Origin of the sequence: Martelella limonii (assembly GCF_013344475.1) — a bacterium.
Lineage (GTDB): Bacteria > Pseudomonadota > Alphaproteobacteria > Rhizobiales > Rhizobiaceae > Martelella > Martelella limonii.
In genome coordinates, this window is sequence record NZ_JABUOU010000005.1 from 19,585 (window position 1) to 36,629 (window position 17,045).

At 63.0% G+C, this 17,045-nt stretch carries 14 protein-coding genes and 1 pseudogene; 10 read left to right on the forward strand and 5 right to left on the reverse strand.

What is annotated here, in order from left to right; translation table 11 throughout:
* The first annotated feature begins 14 nt into the window (after window positions 1–14).
* Genes HPQ62_RS12095 through HPQ62_RS12130 form a run of 8 tightly spaced genes read left to right on the forward strand, consistent with a single transcriptional unit; the run spans window position 15 to window position 7,306 of the window.
* Window positions 15–389, forward strand: coding sequence for a hypothetical protein (locus HPQ62_RS12095; RefSeq protein ID WP_174802821.1), 375 nt, complete (start codon window positions 15–17; stop codon window positions 387–389).
* Window positions 386–1,243, forward strand: coding sequence for an alpha/beta fold hydrolase (locus tag HPQ62_RS12100; RefSeq protein ID WP_174802822.1), 858 nt, complete (start codon window positions 386–388; stop codon window positions 1,241–1,243). Before HPQ62_RS12095 ends, HPQ62_RS12100 begins: the two co-directional genes overlap by 4 nt.
* A gap of 33 nt (window positions 1,244–1,276) precedes the next feature.
* Window positions 1,277–2,446: an ABC transporter substrate-binding protein gene (locus HPQ62_RS12105; protein WP_174802823.1), complete on the forward strand. Its 1,170-nt coding sequence runs from the start codon at window positions 1,277–1,279 to the stop codon at window positions 2,444–2,446.
* 58 nt (window positions 2,447–2,504) lie between these two features.
* On the forward strand, window positions 2,505–3,368 hold the full coding sequence (locus HPQ62_RS12110; RefSeq protein WP_174802824.1) for a branched-chain amino acid ABC transporter permease: 864 nt from the start codon (window positions 2,505–2,507) through the stop codon (window positions 3,366–3,368).
* On the forward strand, window positions 3,368–4,339 hold the full coding sequence (locus HPQ62_RS12115) for a branched-chain amino acid ABC transporter permease (RefSeq protein WP_174802825.1): 972 nt from the start codon (window positions 3,368–3,370) through the stop codon (window positions 4,337–4,339). Before HPQ62_RS12110 ends, HPQ62_RS12115 begins: the two co-directional genes overlap by 1 nt.
* Window positions 4,336–5,112 carry an ABC transporter ATP-binding protein gene (locus tag HPQ62_RS12120; protein ID WP_174802826.1) on the forward strand — a complete coding sequence of 259 codons (777 nt, stop codon included), beginning with the start codon at window positions 4,336–4,338 and terminating at the stop codon, window positions 5,110–5,112. Before HPQ62_RS12115 ends, HPQ62_RS12120 begins: the two co-directional genes overlap by 4 nt.
* Window positions 5,102–5,815: an ABC transporter ATP-binding protein gene (locus tag HPQ62_RS12125; protein WP_174802827.1), complete on the forward strand. Its 714-nt coding sequence runs from the start codon at window positions 5,102–5,104 to the stop codon at window positions 5,813–5,815. Before HPQ62_RS12120 ends, HPQ62_RS12125 begins: the two co-directional genes overlap by 11 nt.
* A 15-nt stretch (window positions 5,816–5,830) precedes the next feature.
* Complete coding sequence (locus HPQ62_RS12130; protein WP_174802828.1) at window positions 5,831–7,306, forward strand: aldehyde dehydrogenase family protein; 1,476 nt, start codon at window positions 5,831–5,833, stop codon at window positions 7,304–7,306.
* Between the two features lie 189 nt (window positions 7,307–7,495).
* Here HPQ62_RS12130 and HPQ62_RS12135 read toward each other — a convergent pair whose 3' ends face one another.
* The 4 genes and pseudogenes from HPQ62_RS12135 to fabD form a co-directional block, all read right to left on the reverse strand.
* Window positions 7,496–8,254 carry an IclR family transcriptional regulator gene (locus HPQ62_RS12135; protein WP_342343707.1) on the reverse strand — a complete coding sequence of 253 codons (759 nt, stop codon included), beginning with the start codon at window positions 8,252–8,254 and terminating at the stop codon, window positions 7,496–7,498.
* A 103-nt stretch (window positions 8,255–8,357) separates the two neighbouring features.
* Window positions 8,358–8,753: a winged helix-turn-helix domain-containing protein gene (locus HPQ62_RS12140; protein WP_174802830.1), complete on the reverse strand. Its 396-nt coding sequence runs from the start codon at window positions 8,751–8,753 to the stop codon at window positions 8,358–8,360.
* 132 nt (window positions 8,754–8,885) lie between these two features.
* A pseudogene (locus HPQ62_RS12145) lies at window positions 8,886–9,364 on the reverse strand (Tn3 family transposase); the annotation flags it as partial.
* Between the two features lie 205 nt (window positions 9,365–9,569).
* Window positions 9,570–10,436 carry an ACP S-malonyltransferase gene (gene fabD / locus HPQ62_RS12150; protein WP_174802831.1) on the reverse strand — a complete coding sequence of 289 codons (867 nt, stop codon included), beginning with the start codon at window positions 10,434–10,436 and terminating at the stop codon, window positions 9,570–9,572.
* Between the two features lie 29 nt (window positions 10,437–10,465).
* Here fabD and HPQ62_RS12155 point away from each other — a divergent pair, with 29 nt between their 5' ends.
* Complete coding sequence (locus tag HPQ62_RS12155) at window positions 10,466–11,236, forward strand: 4'-phosphopantetheinyl transferase family protein (protein ID WP_174802832.1); 771 nt, start codon at window positions 10,466–10,468, stop codon at window positions 11,234–11,236.
* Between the two features lie 53 nt (window positions 11,237–11,289).
* On the opposite strand, the gene HPQ62_RS12160 is transcribed toward HPQ62_RS12155, so the two are convergent.
* Window positions 11,290–15,324 (reverse strand): non-ribosomal peptide synthetase, encoded by a 4,035-nt coding sequence (locus HPQ62_RS12160; RefSeq protein WP_174802833.1) that lies wholly within the window; start codon window positions 15,322–15,324, stop codon window positions 11,290–11,292.
* A gap of 127 nt (window positions 15,325–15,451) precedes the next feature.
* Between HPQ62_RS12160 and HPQ62_RS12165 the strand changes: the two genes are divergently transcribed.
* The gene (locus tag HPQ62_RS12165; protein WP_244629665.1) at window positions 15,452–16,966 is read left to right on the forward strand and encodes an FAD/NAD(P)-binding protein; all 1,515 of its coding nucleotides are present in this window, start codon (window positions 15,452–15,454) and stop codon (window positions 16,964–16,966) included.
* The last annotated feature ends 79 nt before the right edge of the window (window positions 16,967–17,045 follow it).

Sequence of the window (17,045 nt, forward strand, 5' to 3'; positions counted from 1 at the left end):
AATTTGGAGGAGGCATGGGCAATATCGCTGACATCATCGAGAGGCTTCCGGCGCTGTTTGCAGCCGAACCAGATCTGGTTCGGCGCGCGGCGCGGGCCGAGATCACAATCCTGCTGCAGGCGGGCGATCAGGCGCGCCGTCTGATCCTGGATCGCGGAACGCTGCTCGTGGCGTCGGCTGACGGCCCAATGGCTGGCTGGGATATCGGGTTCAAGGGCGCGGCGGCTGTCTTTTGGGATCACTGGCAGAAAGTGCCCGGTCCCGATGCCGCCGATATATTCGGCATGCGGCGTCACGGACGTCTGGTCATCGAGGGAAATTTCCTGCCGCTGATGCGGCATCTGCAGGTGGTGAAAGACATTCTGGCGCTGCCGAGGAGCGTCTCGTGACGGCCGCTTTCGATCCCATCACCGGGCGTTATCTCCGGCTCGAAATCGGCGGGCGCTCGCACCGCGTCTATATCGAAGAGGCGGGGGAGGGCATTCCGTTGCTCTGCCTGCATACGGCAGGCGCCGATGGACGCCAGTACCGCGACATGCTGCTCGACAGGAAAGTGACCGACAGGTTCCGCGTCATCGCCTTCGACATGCCTTGGCATGGCAAATCAAGCCCGCCCGAAGGCTTCCAGAATGAGGAATACCAGCTTTCCACCCGTGCCTATGTCGAACTCATCCTCGCCGTTTCCGAAGCGCTCGAACTCGACCAACCGGTCGTGCTCGGTTGCTCGATCGGCGGGCGGATCGTGCTGCAGCTTGCGGCCGAGTGTCCGGAGCGGTTTCGTGGTCTGATCGGCGCGCAGGGCGCGGCTTGGCAGGACCCCTGGTATGACACCGACTGGCTCCACCGCGCCGATGTGCATGGCGGCGAAGTCTGCGCCGCGCTGATTTCGGGGCTGATCGCGGCCGGCGGGCCGGAAGCCGCCCGGCATGAGACCTTGTGGCACTACATGCAGGGTGGGCCGGGCGTCTTCAAGGGCGACCTGTGGTTCTACCGGGTCGATGGCGATCTGCGCGACACGATCGCGAAGATCGATACCGAAAAATGCCCGCTATGGCTGCTGTCGGGCGAGTACGACTATTCCTGCCGTCCCGAGGATACACTTGCCACCGCCGACGCCATTCCCGGCTGCAAGGCCGTGGTGATGGAGCGGCTGGGGCATTTTCCGATGAGCGAGAATTACGAGCAGTTCGCCGCCTATCTGCGGCCTGTTCTGGATGAGATTGCAATGCCGGCAAGCCGGTAATGACCACGGGATGATTAACAGGGAGGTTCAATCATGAGACTGACAGGAATTCTGGCCACCGTATCGGTGCTTGCCATGGTCGCATCACCGGCGATGGCTGAGGAGCAGACGCTGAAGATCGGCGCGCTGGTGACTCAGTCGGGCGCGGGCGCAAGCTGGGGCAACGGCATGCTGCGCGCGGCCGAACTGGCTGCCGAGGACGTCAACAAGGATGGCGGGCTCGATGTCGGCGGCACAAGATATCATGTCGAGGTGATCGCCTATGACGACGCCTACAAGGCGAACGAAGCCGTCACCGCCGCAAACCGTCTCGTGTTCGAAGACAAGGTGAAATACATCATCGGCACGGTCGGTTCCGCGCCGATCCTGGCGATCCAGCCGATCACCGAGGAAAACAAGGTCATCACCATGACGCTTGGCTTCACGGCCCAGGCCCTGTCGCCCGAAAAGCCCTATACATTCCGGCCGAACCCGACGACGGCCGAAGTCGCACAGCCGCAGATCGACTGGCTGGTCGAAAACCAGAACATCAAGACCGTTGGCGCACTGTTCCCGAACGATGAGACCGGCGAGGCGATCGCCGAGGATATCGCCGAAGCCTATAAGAAGGCGGGCGCCGAACTGACGGCCAAGGAATTCTTCGAGCGCGACCGCGTGGACTTCATTCCGCTTCTGACCCGCATCGTCGCCCAGGGCGTGGATGCGATCGAACTGGATGGCAACTCGCCGGTGACCGCCGGCCAGATCGTGCAGCAGGCCCGCGATATCGGCTTTGACGGCGTGATCATCCGCACCGGCGGTCCCGCGACGCAGGAGATCGTGAATGTTGCCGGCGTGGCTGCCACCAACGGCATGTTCGTGCACTCGGCCTTCAATCCGGCAATCGAGACCGCCACCGCCTATCAGCAGCGCTACGTCGATACCTATGGCGATCAAATGAACGGCTTCTCGCCATTCTTCTATGACGGCACGAAAATGCTGTTCAAGGCGATGCAGGATGCAGGCACCGTCGAAGACACCGAGGCCGTCAAAACCGCGCTCGAGAACATCTCCGACTATGAGGGCGTGCTCGGCACGATGAACTGGACCGGCGAGGACAGCTACGGCATCGCCCACCAGCTCGATTCGCCCTTCTATATCGCGCGCGTCGAGAATGGCAACGAAGAGATCGTTGCCTCCTGCACCACGTCCGGTTGCGAATAGCAAAAGCGTTCCGTGCGGCGGGATCGCCGCACGGATTTCTTGACGAAAGGCCGCTTCCTTGAGCTTTCTTATTGCGCAATCGCTGATCAACGGCATCATCCTGGGTACGCTTTACCTAATGATGGCCATCGGCTTTACACTGGTTTTCGGTGTGATGCGGGTCGTGAATTTCGCCCATGGCGAATTCTACATGATCGGCGCCTTCATGGCGTTGATCGGAGTAACCTGGCTCGGTCTGCCCTATGCCGTGACCCTCGCCCTGACGGTCGGGTTCGCCATTCTCCTTGGCGCGCTCACCGAGCGGCTGGTGTTCCGGCCGTTCCGTTCCGACGAATTGTCGGGCATGATCGCCTCGCTCGGGCTTGCCATGATCCTTCAGAACGGTGCGCTTCTGTTCTTTGGTCCGGACCCGCAGGCCTTTCCGTCGATGGTGTCGGGCGTGTTCCGCTGGGGCGCGCTGATTGTTCCGAAATCGCGCGCTCTGACCCTTGGCGTCGGCGTGGTGATCCTGATCGGATTCTATTTCCTGCTGATGCACACAAGGTTCGGTCGCGGTCTGAGGGCGCTGGTCCAGGACCAGCAGGTGGCAACCCTTTACGGCGTGCGGCTGGAACTGATGTATCCGCTCGGCCTCGGTCTCGGCGTGGCGCTTGCCGCCGTTGCCGGCGGGCTTATGGCGCCGCTCTTCGGCGTGTCGCCCTTCATCGGGGCAACGCCGCTCCTGAAGGCCTTCATTGTCGTCATTCTGGGCGGCCTCGGCTCGATCCCGGGCGCTGCACTCGCCGCCATGCTGCTGGGCCTGATCGAAAGCTTCGTCAGTTCATTCATCAGCGCGTCCGCCGCCGACATCGTGACATTCGCGCTTGTGGTCGGCGTCCTGCTGCTGCGCCCCTCGGGCATTCTCGGACGGGGTGAAGCGTGATGGATATTGCTACTTCAAAACCCCAGGCAGCATGGGATGCGCGCGGCATCGCCTTTGCTGTTGCCGTGATCGCGCTGGCGTTGATCCCGTGGTTCACGGGCAGCGTTTTCCACTTCCACATCGCCATCATGATCTGTCTCGGCGCCATGGCTGCAGCGGGTCTTGGAACCATCGCGTGGGTGGGGCAGCTTTCGCTTGCGCATGGTGCTTTCGTCGGCATCGGCGCCTATAGCTGCGTGCTGATGGTCATGCGGCTTGGCGTGCCCTTCGTGGTCGGCCTGCCGCTTGCGGCGCTGGTCACGGGCGCAATCGCCTATGTCATCGGAACCCCGCTGCTGCGTCTGCGCGGCGTCTATTTCGTCCTGATCACCTTCGCCTTGAACGAGCTTTTCCGCCTGGTGATGCTGGAATTCCCGTCCGTCTCGGGCGGCTCGAGCGGCATTGCCGCCATTCCGAAGATCTCGCTTTTCGGCCTGGTCCTGCGCGATCAGCAGTCCGTCTATGTCTTCACGCTCGCCATGCTGGCGCTGGTGATGGCGTTTGTGTGGAGCATCAGGCGCGGGCCGCTCGGACGGCGCTTCGCCGCCGTCGAGGAAAATCTCGAACTTGCGGAGGCTTCCGGCATTCCAACCGCGCGCACCCAGAATACCGCCTTCGTCATCGGCAGCGCGATTGCCGGCTTCACCGGCGCGATCATGGCGCATTATATCGGCTTCATTTCGCCCGAAAGCTTCGGCTTTCAGCTGTCGGTCTCCTACGTGATCATTCTGGTGACCGGCGGACGGCTGGCGCTTGCCGGCCCGCTTGTCGGCGCGATCTTCCTCACGCCCTTGCCGGAATTTCTGCGCAGCGCCCAGGAATACCAGCACATCATCTATGGCGTTGTCCTGATCGTCGTGCTGCGCTTCCTGCCTGAAGGGCTTGCAGGCCTGCCCAAGAGGCTCGCGGGAAAGGGGAGGAGCCAGTCATGACTCCGATCCTGAAACTTGAAAACCTGTCCAAGCGCTTCGGCGGCCTGGCCGCGCTCACCGACGTTAATTTCGAGGCGGCGAAAGGCGAGATCACCGGACTGATCGGCCCCAATGGCGCGGGCAAGACAACCTGCTTCAACCTGATCACCGGTACGTTTCCCGCGACCTCCGGCGCGGTGCTGTTCGAGGGCAAGAATGTCACCGGTCTGGCACCGCACAAGCTGGTCGAACTGGGCCTTGCGCGAACATTCCAGTCGGCCACCACCTTTCCGAAGGCGACGGTGCGCGAGAACATTCTTCGAAGCGCCCTGCTTCGCTATCCGCTCGGCGTCGTGCCGATGCTGTTTGGCGGCGCGCCGGCGCGCCGTGCGCTGGAATCCGCCGAGGCGGTCGTAACAGACGTCATGGACGCGCTCGAACTCAGCCCGCATGCCGATCGCATTGCCGGCACGCTGGCCTACGGTCATCAAAAGCGGCTCGGCGTAGCGATCGGGCTTGCGACCCGCCCGGCGCTGCTGCTGCTGGATGAGCCGGCCGCGGGCCTCAACCCCGAGGAGGTTGACCGTTTCGGCGGTATGCTCGGCACGCTCACCGAGCGCTTCGGGGTCTCGGTTCTGATCGTGGAGCATCACATGCGCCTGATCATGCGGGTCTGCAACCACATCGTCGTGCTGGATCACGGCGAGAAGATTGCGGAGGGCGCGCCGAACGCGGTGCAGAACGATCCGCGCGTCATCGAAGCATATCTGGGGGCTGAAGAACATGTCGGGTGAGCTCTCCATCAAGGGTCTCAATGTCAGCTACGGACCGGTCGAGGCCCTGCACGACGTCAGTTTCGATGTGCCTGGCGGGCAGATCGCAGCACTTGTCGGCTCCAATGGCGCTGGCAAGAGCACCGTTCTGAAATCGATCTGTGGTCTTGTGACACCAACGGATGGAACTATCCGTGTTGGCGGCGAGACCGTCGGCCCGCGTCCCGGTGACGCGCTCAGGCGCGGCGTTGCCATGTCGCCCGAGGGGCGTCGGCTGTTTCCACGTCTGAGCGTTGAGGAAAACCTGCAAATGGGCGCCTACACGATCTCGGATTCCAAGGCGAGCCGCGAGATGCTTGAGCGTGTCTATGGCTATTTCCCACGGCTTCGCGAGCGTCATCGCCAGATGGCGGGTTCGCTTTCGGGCGGGGAACAGCAGATGGCGGCGATCGGCCGGGCGCTGATGGCGCAGCCGAAACTGCTGCTGCTCGACGAGCCCTCGCTCGGGATCGCGCCGATCATCGTTGCCGAACTCGGCAAGATCATCACCGAAATCAACCGCGATCTCGGCATGACTGTGCTGCTGGTCGAACAAAACGCCAATATGGCGCTGTCGCTCGCAGAAACCGGAATTGTTCTGGAAACCGGTCAGGTGACCATGACCGGAACCGGGCGCGAACTGCTCGACAGTCCTGCCATCCGCTCTGCCTATCTGGGCATCTGAGAAAGGGAAAACCTCATGCCGTTGCTGGATACCCCGGCCCGCCTGCCGATCACCGATAAAATCGAACCCCTGCTGATTGGCGGCAAGGCCGTGATGGGAGACGGGCCTGTGCTGGACGTGATCAACCCGGCCGATGGCAGTGTCATCGGGCGCGTTGCGACATCAAGTCCCGCACAGGTGCGCCAGACTGTCGCAGATGCGCAAGACGCGCTCCGCGCCAGCGGCTGGGGGGGGCGGATGCCGCATGAACGCGCGCGGATCCTGTCGCGCGCCGCGGACGAGATCGAACGTCAGGCCGATCATCTGGCCGAACTGCAGATGATGGAAAACGGCAAGACTCGCAGCGAAAGCCGGGGCCAGGCGATAATGGCGGCAGGCATCTTCCGCTATTTCGCGGCCGTCTGCGAATGTAGCGAAGACACGATGCCACCGGCGAGGGGCGACTATTTCACGATGACGGTGCAGGAGCCGGTCGGCGTGGTCGCGGCCCTGACGCCGTGGAACTCGCCGCTGACCATGGGCGCGCAGAAGATCGCGCCCGCGCTTGCGGCCGGCAATGCCGTGGTGCTGAAGGCGGCCGAGACCACCTCTTTCGTCTCGCTGGCGCTTGGCCAGTGCGTGATCGCCGCAGGGCTTCCTGACGGGCTTTTGTCGGTGATTGCCGGCAAGGTCGAAACCGCCGTCGCGCTGGTCGAGGATCCCGGCATCGGGCTCATCTCGTTTACCGGCGGTACATCCACGGGACAGAGCATCGCCCGCGGCGCGGCCGACCGCCTCGTGCCGCTGATCCTGGAACTTGGCGGAAAATCGCCGCATATCGTCTTTGCCGATTCCGATCTGAAGGCTGCCGCCAAGTCTGTCGCATCTGGCATTTTCGGCGGGACCGGACAATCCTGCGTGGCGGGGTCGCGGCTGTTCGTGGAAAGCAGCGTGGCCGATGAGTTCAAACAGATTCTGATCGCCGAAGCCGCGACGATGCGGGTCGGACGGCCATCCGACCCCGACAGCGTTCTCGGGCCGCTGGCCTCGTTCCCGCACCGCGAGCGGGTGGAAAGTTTCGTCAGGCGAGGGGTCGAGGCCGGCGGCGAAATCCTCCTCGGCGGAGCCCGCCCGGAAGGCGAAGCCTTTGAAAGCGGCGCCTACTACCTGCCGACGATCATCGGCGGCATCGACAACAGCGCGGCCATCGCGCAGGAGGAAATCTTCGGCCCGGTGCTCTGCTTCATGATCTTCGAGGATGAGGCAGCCCTGATCGCTGCCGCCAATGACAGTGTCTACGGGCTGGCGGCCGGCATCTGGACTGGCGATTACAAGCGCGCCTGGCGCGTGGCGCGGGCGCTTGAAGCCGGAACTGTCTGGATCAATACCTACAAGCAGCTTTCCGTCGCAGCGCCATTCGGCGGCTACAAGCTGTCGGGGCTGGGTCGCGAGAAGGGCCTTCAGGGCATGCGCGCCTATCAGCAGAGCAAAAGCCTTTACTGGGCAGCCTGAGGCGGCAAGCACAAACCCGCCGTCAGTCGGCGGGAGCCAGCTTATGTCTCCTCGAATGTGGCAAGGTAAAGAGATAGAGCCGATCTGTTTCCCTGAAACGAGGAACGGTTCCAAGCCACCTGGCCCGCTTCTGAATGTGTCGAGCCGGTCGCTGAAAGATGAGCGGACCCTGCGTTCAGGAAATCGTTCTTATGCCGGGTAATGACCGCCGAGCGCTTCGGAGATTTCCCGGGCGGCGTCCAGCATCTGCGGACGCATGCGGGCGATGTCGTCCTCCTGAAACCGCTCCTTCGGCCCTGAAAACGAGAGCGCCCCGATCATGCGGTTCGACCCGGTGAACACCGGCGCGGCGACACCGGCACAGAGCTTGTCGCGCTCGCCCAGCGATACGGCGAAGCATTCCGCGCGCACCTTGTCCATCTCAGCGCCCGGCTCTGGGGGATCACCGAAGGCGCGCAGCACCTTGCCCGCCGCGCCGCGGGTCAGGGGAAGGCGATCGCCGGTATTGACGCGATCGAGCGTTGAGTGGTTGGAGTTCAGCCTGAACAGACAAAGGCGCTCCTCAGCCGTCTGGCGCACGTGAAAGGACGGGCTTTCCGTACCCATGGCAACAAGCCGCTCGAACACCGGCAGGATTTGATGGCGCAAGGGATTGGTCTGCTCATAGGCGATGCCGAGCTGCATGATCGTCGGGCCGAGGGCATATTTGGAATCGTCCACCCGCACGACATAGCCGGCGTCCTGGAGGGATTCGAGAAGGCGAAGGATGGTGCTTTTGTAAAGCCCAGTCGCGCGCGAAATCTCGGACAGGTTTCGCGGCATCGTACTTGCTTCCAGCGCCGCCACAATCTTCAGAGCACGGTCTACGGCGGCAACGCCGCGCGAGGTTTTTTGCTTTTCTCCGTCAACGTCGCTATGCGTTTCCAACGAGACCTCTATTTCATGCACCCAATCAGATAAGCCGCCCGTTCCGGCAACCGGAGCAAACGTTCTATATTCCTAATCTAATCAATCTCGGGAGATATTAAAAGCGGATATTTGTCTCTAACGCTCATACGAAGACTCTTGAAGCATGAACTGGAGTAGAATCTGTTTGCCAGCGGTGAAGCCCGAACGCTGATCCGAAGGCGATGTCGCGAGAGGGAACGCGGTCCTGATCCATATCCCGCTCGGGACCGAGCGCACGCCTTATGGTGGACATCTGCGTTTGCAGGTTGTTCTCTTCGACGACGACGCCGGACCAGACTGTTTTCAGGATATAGTCTTTCGGGACAAGCTCGACGCTCGCCTTCACGAGGAGCCACGAAATATCGATCGCTCGCGCACCGATCTCGATCCTGGTCCCGTTGCGCGTCAGCATGCGCGGAAAGATCCTGTAGCGACCAAAATCAGTGCCCTCGTCATCCCGGCCAATGCCCTGCGTATAACGGGGTTCCTTTGCGTTCATAGGCTTTCCTCCTGCGCCGATCGCGACATCCCTGTTGCCACCGCCCATCCCTTCCTGTTGGTAATCCACCCGAAAGGGGTCGGAACAAGAGGAGTTCAAAATCCTGCGCTAAGTGCGAACGAAATGTGAATTTTATGCAGCAAGCGCGCGACCGTTCGGAAGTCGCAAGGGTCTGAACTCTCCTGGCATGTGCTGTTCAGAGTCCCAGGAGTATATACCGGTGAGATTTATGTGCTCCCAACTGAGTGGCGAGACGTGCCTCAACAGTTCATCGGGAATGTAGCGCCCCCTTTGACGCAGATGAGCAACCGCGCAGCTGAGATAAACTGTGTTCCACTGAACAATGGCGCTGACAACAAGATTGAGACCGGATGCTCGGAGGAACGATCGCGGATTTCACCGCGTTCATGGAAAAAGACTGCGCGCTTCAGTTTGTGAGCAGCCTCCCCTTTGTTCAGGCCAGCTTGGCAGCGTCTACGCAACGAAGGGCTCGAATACCATTCAATCATGAGCAGCGTTCGCTCAATGCGGCCGATTTCTCGTAATGCTTTGGCCAGGTTGCTTGATTTCGAAGAAGCCGAAAACCTCTTGAGGATCATCGAGGGTGCGACTCTAACAATCGATACTTTCTTATCTCGTTCTTAGGCACGAAGGCGTCTGCAATTCGTGGGGCTATTCATGCCGCGCCAGTTCGGAACTAATCCGAAGAAGCCGAAACTTAAACCGATCGCCAGGCGCAGAGGGTAGCTTGATCTACGCCAGATCCTGCCCCGCAATCGGGGAGTGGCTCAATGTCGCTGAACCCCGGCTGCGTCCTCAATCGCTGCCCGGTGGAATTCTGGCGACCAGTCGCGTCAGGACATCGCCGGGTCCAGCCTCGATGAATTCCTTGGCACCCTCCGCCTTCAGGCGGGCGATGCCCGGCGCCCACAGCACTCTGGACGACAACTGATCCACCAGCAGGCTGCGGACCGAAGGTCCCGGATCGCTCGTGGCGGGATAGGCTCGGGCGGTCACGTTCGCCACCACCGGCAGACGTGCTTGCCGGAACGCGATGGTTTTGAGATGCTCCTGGAAACCGGCCGCCGCAGGCCTCATGAAGCGAGAGTGAAAGGCCGCTCCCACGGTCAGGGGAATGAAGGCGCGCGCGCCCGCCTTCATCATTTCCGCTTCCGCAGCGTCGATGGCCTGGAGCGAACCGGAGATCACCAACTGGTCGGGCGCGTTGACATTCGCGATGTCCACGTCCGCGATGGCCGCGAGGCATTGCGTAACCGTCGCTTCATCGAGGCCGATCACGGCGGCCATGCCGCCCTCGCGCTGGCGCGCCATCAACTGGCCGCGATGCGTCACCATGGAGAGCCCGGTGAGGAGGTCGAAGGCGCCGGCGGCCTGCAACGCATTGTATTCGCCGAGACTGTGGCCGATGAACCGGCTCGGCCGCTTTCCCGTTGCCAGAAGCTGCTCGCAGGTGAGAGCGTTGACGATATAGAGGCACGGCTGGGTGATGTCGGTCCGTCGCAGGGTTTCCTCATCGCCATTGAGGCAGGTTTCCCGGACGCTGAAACCGGCGATCCGGTCTATCCGGCTTTCGAGCGGACCGAACATCCGGCTTGTGTCGAACAGTTCCTTGCCCATTCCGGGAAATTGTGATCCTTGTCCTGGAAACATGAATACGAGCATGGATTGGCTCTTTCTTGGATGGAATTGTTATGTCCGACCCCGTAGAGAAGGAAGCGGGCCGCCTGCTGCCAGCGGCTTCCGGCACGGGGCCTGCAGCGGATACCGTCGATGTCTGGTGGATGGACCTCGGCCAATTCGGCCCTGAGAGGCAAGTGGCGGCGCTCAGCCTTCTCGACCCTGCGGAACGTGTCCGTCACGCCGCCTTTATATCCGAGCCGGCGCGCCAGCAGTTTCTCGCCGGCCGGACGCTGGTGCGCACCTGCCTTTCCCGCTACGGCGGCATGTCTCCGCACGAGTGGCGCTTTCGCGCGAACCGCTATGGGCGGCCCTTTGTCGATGAGCGCTGCGGGCCAAGCGGGCTCTATTTCAATCTTTCGCATACCGAGGGCATGGCGGTCTGCGCCATTGCGGGATTTGGCGAAATCGGCGTCGACGTTGAACGTTGCGACCGCCATGCGGCGATCGAGGAGCTCGGCGAAACCGTGCTCGCACCTGCGGAACTGGCGCAGCTGTCGGCCCTGACGGGGGCCGAGCGACAAGAGCGGTTCTATCGGTTCTGGACCCTCAAGGAAGCCTATCTGAAGGCCCGCGGTATCGGCCTGTCGCTGCCGATGAATGACATAAGGTTCGATCTTTCCGGGATGCTGCCTTCGGTCGCCTTTGCCGGGGTCGTTGACGATGCTGCGGCACGCTGGAGCTTTCGGATGATTGCTCCCGGCGCCGGACACATGGTGGCCGTGGCCGCTGCGGTGCAGGATGCGGCGCTGACGCTGCGCGTGTTCGAGGCCGCATTGCCTTGAGGGAGCGCCCTCGAAGCGCGCTCCGGCAAGGAGAATCGGCCGTCCTGCGCGCATCAGCGGTCACTCGCGGTCGACGTCGCGCCGGCGATAGGACCGGGCGAGCGGTCGCGCCGGTTGCCGGCCGCCTCCATGGCATCCGCCTTATCCTTTTGCTCCATAACCTGTGCAATGCGGCGCGCGATCGCTTCGATGCAGGGTTGGCGCATGATCGAATAGTGATCGCCGTCGAGGCCGACGATTTCCATTTGCGGCATCAGTTCGCGCCATTCCCGACAGACGCGGTCGAAGCCCTCCTGAAGGCGAGCGGCAAACAGCAGGGCGGGAGCGCTGGAATGCGACGGGCGGTGGCGCTCCAGGGCTGTGCTCCCGGCCTCGAAGACGCGGTAGACGGTCTCGAGCCGGGCTGCCTCGGAGGCGACTCCGGCCTCCTCCAGCCGGTCCGATAGAACAGCGATACGGTCGCCGAGCGGAAAGGCGATCTCGCTTTCGTTCCATCGGTGCGGGCTCAGACCGGCGATCGCCTCGATATCGGCGGCGAAATGGAGAAAGCGCTTCCGATCGCAGACTGGCGCGGTGTCCGGGACGACGCTGTCGATCATGGCCAAAAGACCGGGCGACCCGTCGAGGCGACGCGCCATCTCCTGCGCGACCAGTCCGCCGAGCGACCAGCCGGCCAGATGAAAGCGACCATCGGGCCGGATCGCTCTGATCTCATCGAGATAGCGTTCGGCCATGGCAGCGATCGAGGAGAGCGGCGTTTCTTCCCTGGATGTGAGACCCGGCGCGCGCACGCCGTAGATCGCGCGCTCGCCCGGCAGAAATTGCGCGAGCAGGGCATAGCACATCACATTGCCGCCGATCGGGTGGATGCAGAACAGCGGCGGGATAGCATCGTTTCCACTGCGGATCGGAACGATCAACGCGTCGTCCGCCGCGCCGCCGTCGCCGGTGGCGATCGCGCCGGCGAGGGCCGCGATGGTCGGGTGGCTCATCAGCATCGCGAAAGAAACGGGCGTGCCGCACCGCTTTTCCAGCCGCGCCATCAGGCGCATTCCTGCAAACGAGGAGCCGCCGAGCGCGAAGAAATTGTCGTCCCTGCCGATCGGTCCGGCAATCGCCAGCAGGTCCTGCCACAGGGCGGCAATTTCGGTCTCGAGCCCCGCGTGCGGGGCCGCGTATGGGCGCGTGTTGCGGATGGTCGCGGCGAAATCGGGCGCGGGCAGGGCGGTTCGAATGACCTTGCCGTTGTCGCTCAGCGGCAGCCTGTCGAGGATCATAAAAAATGCGGGGACCATATAGGCCGGCAAGGTCGCGCGCAGTCTTTCCCTCAGGGCTTTGATGTCGGGCGTTGCGCTGCGGGCCACGATATAGGCCACGAGGTGGCGGGTTCCGGTACTGTCGCTGGCAGCCGAGACGATCGCGCCTGCAACCTCCGGCATGGCAAGCAGGGCGGCCTCGACCTCTGCGCATTCCACGCGATAGCCCTGGATCTTGACCTGGAAATCGGTCCTGCCGAGAAACTCGATTTCGCCATCGGCGAGATAGCGGCCCATGTCGCCGGTGCGGTAGAGGCGTTCCCCGGTTCTTGGATGGATAATAAAATTCGCTGCGGTTTTTTCCGGATCCTGCCAGTAGCCGAGCGCCACGCCGATGCCGCCTATGTAGAGATCGCCGGAAACCCAGGGTGGGCAGAGCCGCAGCTCCTTGTCCAGCACATGAATCGACTGGTAGTCCATGGCATGTCCATAAGGGATCGACCGCCATTCCGGGTCCATGTTTGTGATCGGGTAGAGCACAGACCAGATCGATGCTTCCGTCGCGCCGCCAAGGCTGCAGATGTCCGCGGCGGGCGCGGCGATCCGGATCTGCGGCGGCAGCGAAAGCGGAATCCAGTCGCCGCTCAGCATGACGAGCCGCAACGAGGAAAGGGCTGGTTCGCGGGCGTCCTCGCCGGCCAGCTGCATCAGGGCGGGAACGGAATTCCAGATCGTCACGGCGTGGTCGCGCACGAGCTTTTGCCAGTGCGCCGGGTCGCGGGTGCCGTCCCGATCGGGCATGACGATCGTCGCCCCGGCCGCAAGCGTGCCGAAGATGTCGTAAACGGAAAGATCGAAGCTGAGCGAGGAGAGGGCCAGCACCCGGTCGCTTGCCTTCAGCGCGAAGCGGTCGTTGAGATCGATGATCGTGTTCCAGGCGCCGCGATGGTCGATCATGACGCCCTTCGGTATGCCGGTGGAGCCGGATGTGAAGATGACATAGGCGAGGTCCGTCGCCTTGAAGGCCGTCGTTGTTTGGACCGGGGCTGCTTCGGCAGGCTCATCGAGCCCGTCGACCGGGATCGTCTGAAGGGCCTCCGGCCAAAGCAGGCGGGCCTCCAGTTCCTTGCGGGTGAGGGCGATCCGGGCGCCGCTACTCTTCATGAGAAGCGCGCGCCTTTCATCGGGCAGGTCGGGATCGACCGGCACATAGGCGGCGCCGGCATAAAGAATGCCCAGCACGGCCGCGACCTGTTCCCACCCCTTGTCGAGCACCACGGCAACGAGCGTCCCCGGCGCGGTTCGACTGTCACTCAGTGCACGGGCGACCGCCAGCGCGCGGCCGCGTAACCTCGCGTAGCTGATGCTGCCTGTCGGCGAGATGATTGCGGTCTTCTCGGGATGGGAAACGGCCTGATGCTCGAACATCGCTTCCAGACGTTGTGGCTCCAGGGCGGGTGGTGCCGCCGGCGCGGGGTCGGGGCGGGTCCTGGCCAGGGGATCGTCCTGGTCCCAGAGCGCCTCATCTTCAGCAAGAGCCGTCATCAGTGCGAGATGGGCTTCGCTCAGTTTTTCGACAAAGCCGGTGGGGAAGATTTCCGCCGCATAGTCCCAATTGAAGATCGCCGAACCGTCGGGACCGAAATGGAGCTGATGGTCCAGATGGACCTGCGGCACCTGCAGGTGCGACACCTGGTGGCGGATTGCGGCGGGTGCCGGTTCGGTTGCGGAAGGGCGGGGGGCGCTGACAGCCGTGAACGTGACGGGAACGCCGATGGTTGCCCCTGCGCCGGATCGTTGCTGCAGCGCCCGGGTTATGTCAATGCCGCTAACTTCCATATGTTCGACATCGCGCAGGAATTGCGACTGGAGCGCCCGCGCCCGGCCGGCGAAGCCCGCGTCGGCGGACCGATCCACTTCAAGCAGGATCGTCGTGCCGAAATTGCCGATCGTGCGCTCGGCATCGGGAAGACACTGGAACCGGCCGGAATGCAGCAGGGTGATCGCGAAATCCTCGCTTCCCGAGGCGCGCGCAAGCACTTCGGAATAAGCCGCGCAGGCGAGCAGGCTTGGCGTGAGCCGGCGGGCCGCGCAGATGCGCATCAGCTTTTGCCACTGAGCCTTCGGAAGGGTGTGGGCGATATGGCGGAATGTCGGCCGTGCACCCGGCTGAAGCCGAGGGCTCAGTGGCAAAGCGGGCGGGCCGGGGAAGGTTTGAAGGCGCTGATGCCAGTAGGACCATGCGCGTTCCCGGCGCGCGCCGGCGCGCCGTTCGCGCTGATCTTCGACATAGGCGGGAAAGCGCAGCGCGATCTCCGGCAGGTCCGTCTCGGGTTCACGGATCAGCGCGGTCAGTTCCTGCAGCAGGATGTGAAAGCTCCACCCGTCCATCATCCACAGCGCGAATGAAATATGCAGGCGCAGGCCGGCGTCGTCGCGGGTGGCGCGGATATCGAATTGCGGCCAGCGGTCCGGTGGCAGATCGCGCGCCTGCATCGCCGCGCGAAGTTGGCCGCGTCGCGCTTCGGCCTGTTCGGCGCCAAGGCCGCGCAGATCGATGCATTCGGGCCGATAGAAGGGTACGCTCGCCAGAATGCGCTGTTCGCCATTGTCGCAGATGACCGCGCGCAGCATTTCATGGCGCCTGATCAGGGCGTTGAGCGCAGTTTCGAGGGCCTGTGGGTCGTCGCCGGGCAGATCTGCTTCGCCGCAATAGCGCGCTGGTACGCTTAGTTCGAGCGAGCCGGATTGCCCGACCCAGTAGGCCTGCTGAATGCCCTCAAGCAGGAACTGCGCATCGACCCGTTCCCTCATGTTTTCGCGCTGGCCCATGCGTCCTCCCCATGTGCGCCCGCCCTGGCTTGCCGGATCGGAGCCTAGACTTGCCTTGTATTAATATACTAGTGTAATTTAGCTTTCAAGTTTAAGCGAGTTTGCCGTTCAACGGGAGGATAGGCGGATGAACGACGATATCGGCAATGACGGCTGGAGTGCCGGGCCGGCCTCCTCGCGACAGGGTGCGCAGGCCCATGATGCGGCGGTGCGGTCAGCGCTGGCGCTTCGGGGCGGGTTTCCGGATGACTGGGTCGTACCCCGGAAAGGCATCGATCACGACGTCGTCATCGTCGGGGGCGGCCAATCGGGCGTGGCGATCGCCCTTGCGCTCAAGCGGGCGGGGATCACACGCGTGAGCGTCATCGACGCCGCGCGCAGCGGCGAGGAGGGGATTTGGCGCACGACGGCGCGCATGAAATCTCTCCGCTCTCCCAAGCAGCTCCCCGGGCCGGAACTGGATGTGCCTGAAATGAGCTTCCGTGCCTGGTACGCCGCCCGCACCGGCGATGAGGCCTATGATGCGCTGCAATCCATACCGCGGCTGGTATGGGCGCAGTATCTCGACTGGTTCAGGATTATCGCGGGCGTGACGGTGCGTTATCAAACGCGGCTTGATAGGGTCGAAAGCAGCGAAAACGGCCTGCGTCTCGCCTTGTCGGTTGAAGGCGAAGAACGCATCGAGACGTGCCGAAAAGTGGTCCTCGCCACCGGCTTTCTGGGCGGCGGTTGCGCGCGCATTCCCGACTGGATCAAAAATGAGCTTTCGCCCGAACGGTATGCCCATGCCGATAATGTGATCGATTTCACTGCTTTGAAAGGGCGCAGGCTGGCCGTTTTCGGCGCCGCCTCTTCGGCCTTCGACGCCGCTGCGGTAGCGCTTGAGACCGGCGTCCATTCGGTGCACATGTTCTGCCGGCAGGATGATCTGGAGCGCTATTCGCGCATGCGGGTTCTCTATTATCCAGGATCGGTCGAGCACTTTCCGCGCCTGCCCGACCGACACCGGTGGCACATCATGAATGCGCTCTGCTGCCGTGCCCAAGGCCCGGTACCAGAAACGGTGCGCCGCGCCGCGCAGTTTCAGAATTTTCATCTCCATCTGGGCGCTCGCGATGCCGTGCCGGTGTTTGACGGCCGTTCAATCGCGATCGGGGACCTCACATTCGACTATGTCATTGCGGGCACGGGTTATGGCGTTGATCTCGCCGCGCGACCGGAACTCGCCAGCGTTTCTGACGGGATTGCCTTGTGGGGGGATCGCTATCAGCCGCCCAAGGAGGAACGGAACGAGGAGCTCGCGCGGTATCCTTATCTCACGCCGGGATTCGGCCTGACGGCGAAAGGGCCGGACCGGCGCGTCGAGGACATTCACCTCTTCAACGCGGCGGCGATGCTGAGCAACGGCCGCAATCCCGCGGAGGTCAGCGGGTTCCGGCACGGGATACCGCAATTGGTGTCGGCGATCGGCGCTGATCTTTACACGACCGACGCCGAAATGCACGTGAAGCGGGCGTTGACGCCGGTCGAGCCTATCCTGAGCGCAGACGAATACAGGCACAGCATCTGGACCGAGCGCGCGCCGGCGGTCTCGCGGAAAGACCGCGCCATGCAGCCCGTCCGGCAAGATGACGCCTGTTGATATCGGAAGTCCGGAAAGGACGCGCGCCGGTTGTTCTCGGACGGGTGAACCAGGGCTGGGTTTTGTTTTAGATTCAAGA

Excerpts from the sequence above, each read along its gene's own strand:
- HPQ62_RS12095 (WP_174802821.1), top strand. The coding sequence starts at position 15 with ATGGGCAATATCGCTGACATCATCGAGAGGCTTCCGGCGCTGTTTGCA.
- HPQ62_RS12105 (WP_174802823.1), top strand. The coding sequence starts at position 1,277 with ATGAGACTGACAGGAATTCTGGCCACCGTATCGGTGCTTGCCATGGTC.
- HPQ62_RS12115 (WP_174802825.1), top strand. The coding sequence starts at position 3,368 with ATGGATATTGCTACTTCAAAACCCCAGGCAGCATGGGATGCGCGCGGC.
- HPQ62_RS12120 (WP_174802826.1), top strand. The coding sequence starts at position 4,336 with ATGACTCCGATCCTGAAACTTGAAAACCTGTCCAAGCGCTTCGGCGGC.
- HPQ62_RS12125 (WP_174802827.1), top strand. The coding sequence starts at position 5,102 with ATGTCGGGTGAGCTCTCCATCAAGGGTCTCAATGTCAGCTACGGACCG.
- HPQ62_RS12130 (WP_174802828.1), top strand. The coding sequence starts at position 5,831 with ATGCCGTTGCTGGATACCCCGGCCCGCCTGCCGATCACCGATAAAATC.
- HPQ62_RS12140 (WP_174802830.1), bottom strand. The coding sequence starts at position 8,753 with ATGAACGCAAAGGAACCCCGTTATACGCAGGGCATTGGCCGGGATGAC.
- fabD (WP_174802831.1), bottom strand. The coding sequence starts at position 10,436 with ATGCTCGTATTCATGTTTCCAGGACAAGGATCACAATTTCCCGGAATG.
- HPQ62_RS12155 (WP_174802832.1), top strand. The coding sequence starts at position 10,466 with ATGTCCGACCCCGTAGAGAAGGAAGCGGGCCGCCTGCTGCCAGCGGCT.
- HPQ62_RS12160 (WP_174802833.1), bottom strand. The coding sequence starts at position 15,324 with ATGGGCCAGCGCGAAAACATGAGGGAACGGGTCGATGCGCAGTTCCTG.
- HPQ62_RS12165 (WP_244629665.1), top strand. The coding sequence starts at position 15,452 with ATGAACGACGATATCGGCAATGACGGCTGGAGTGCCGGGCCGGCCTCC.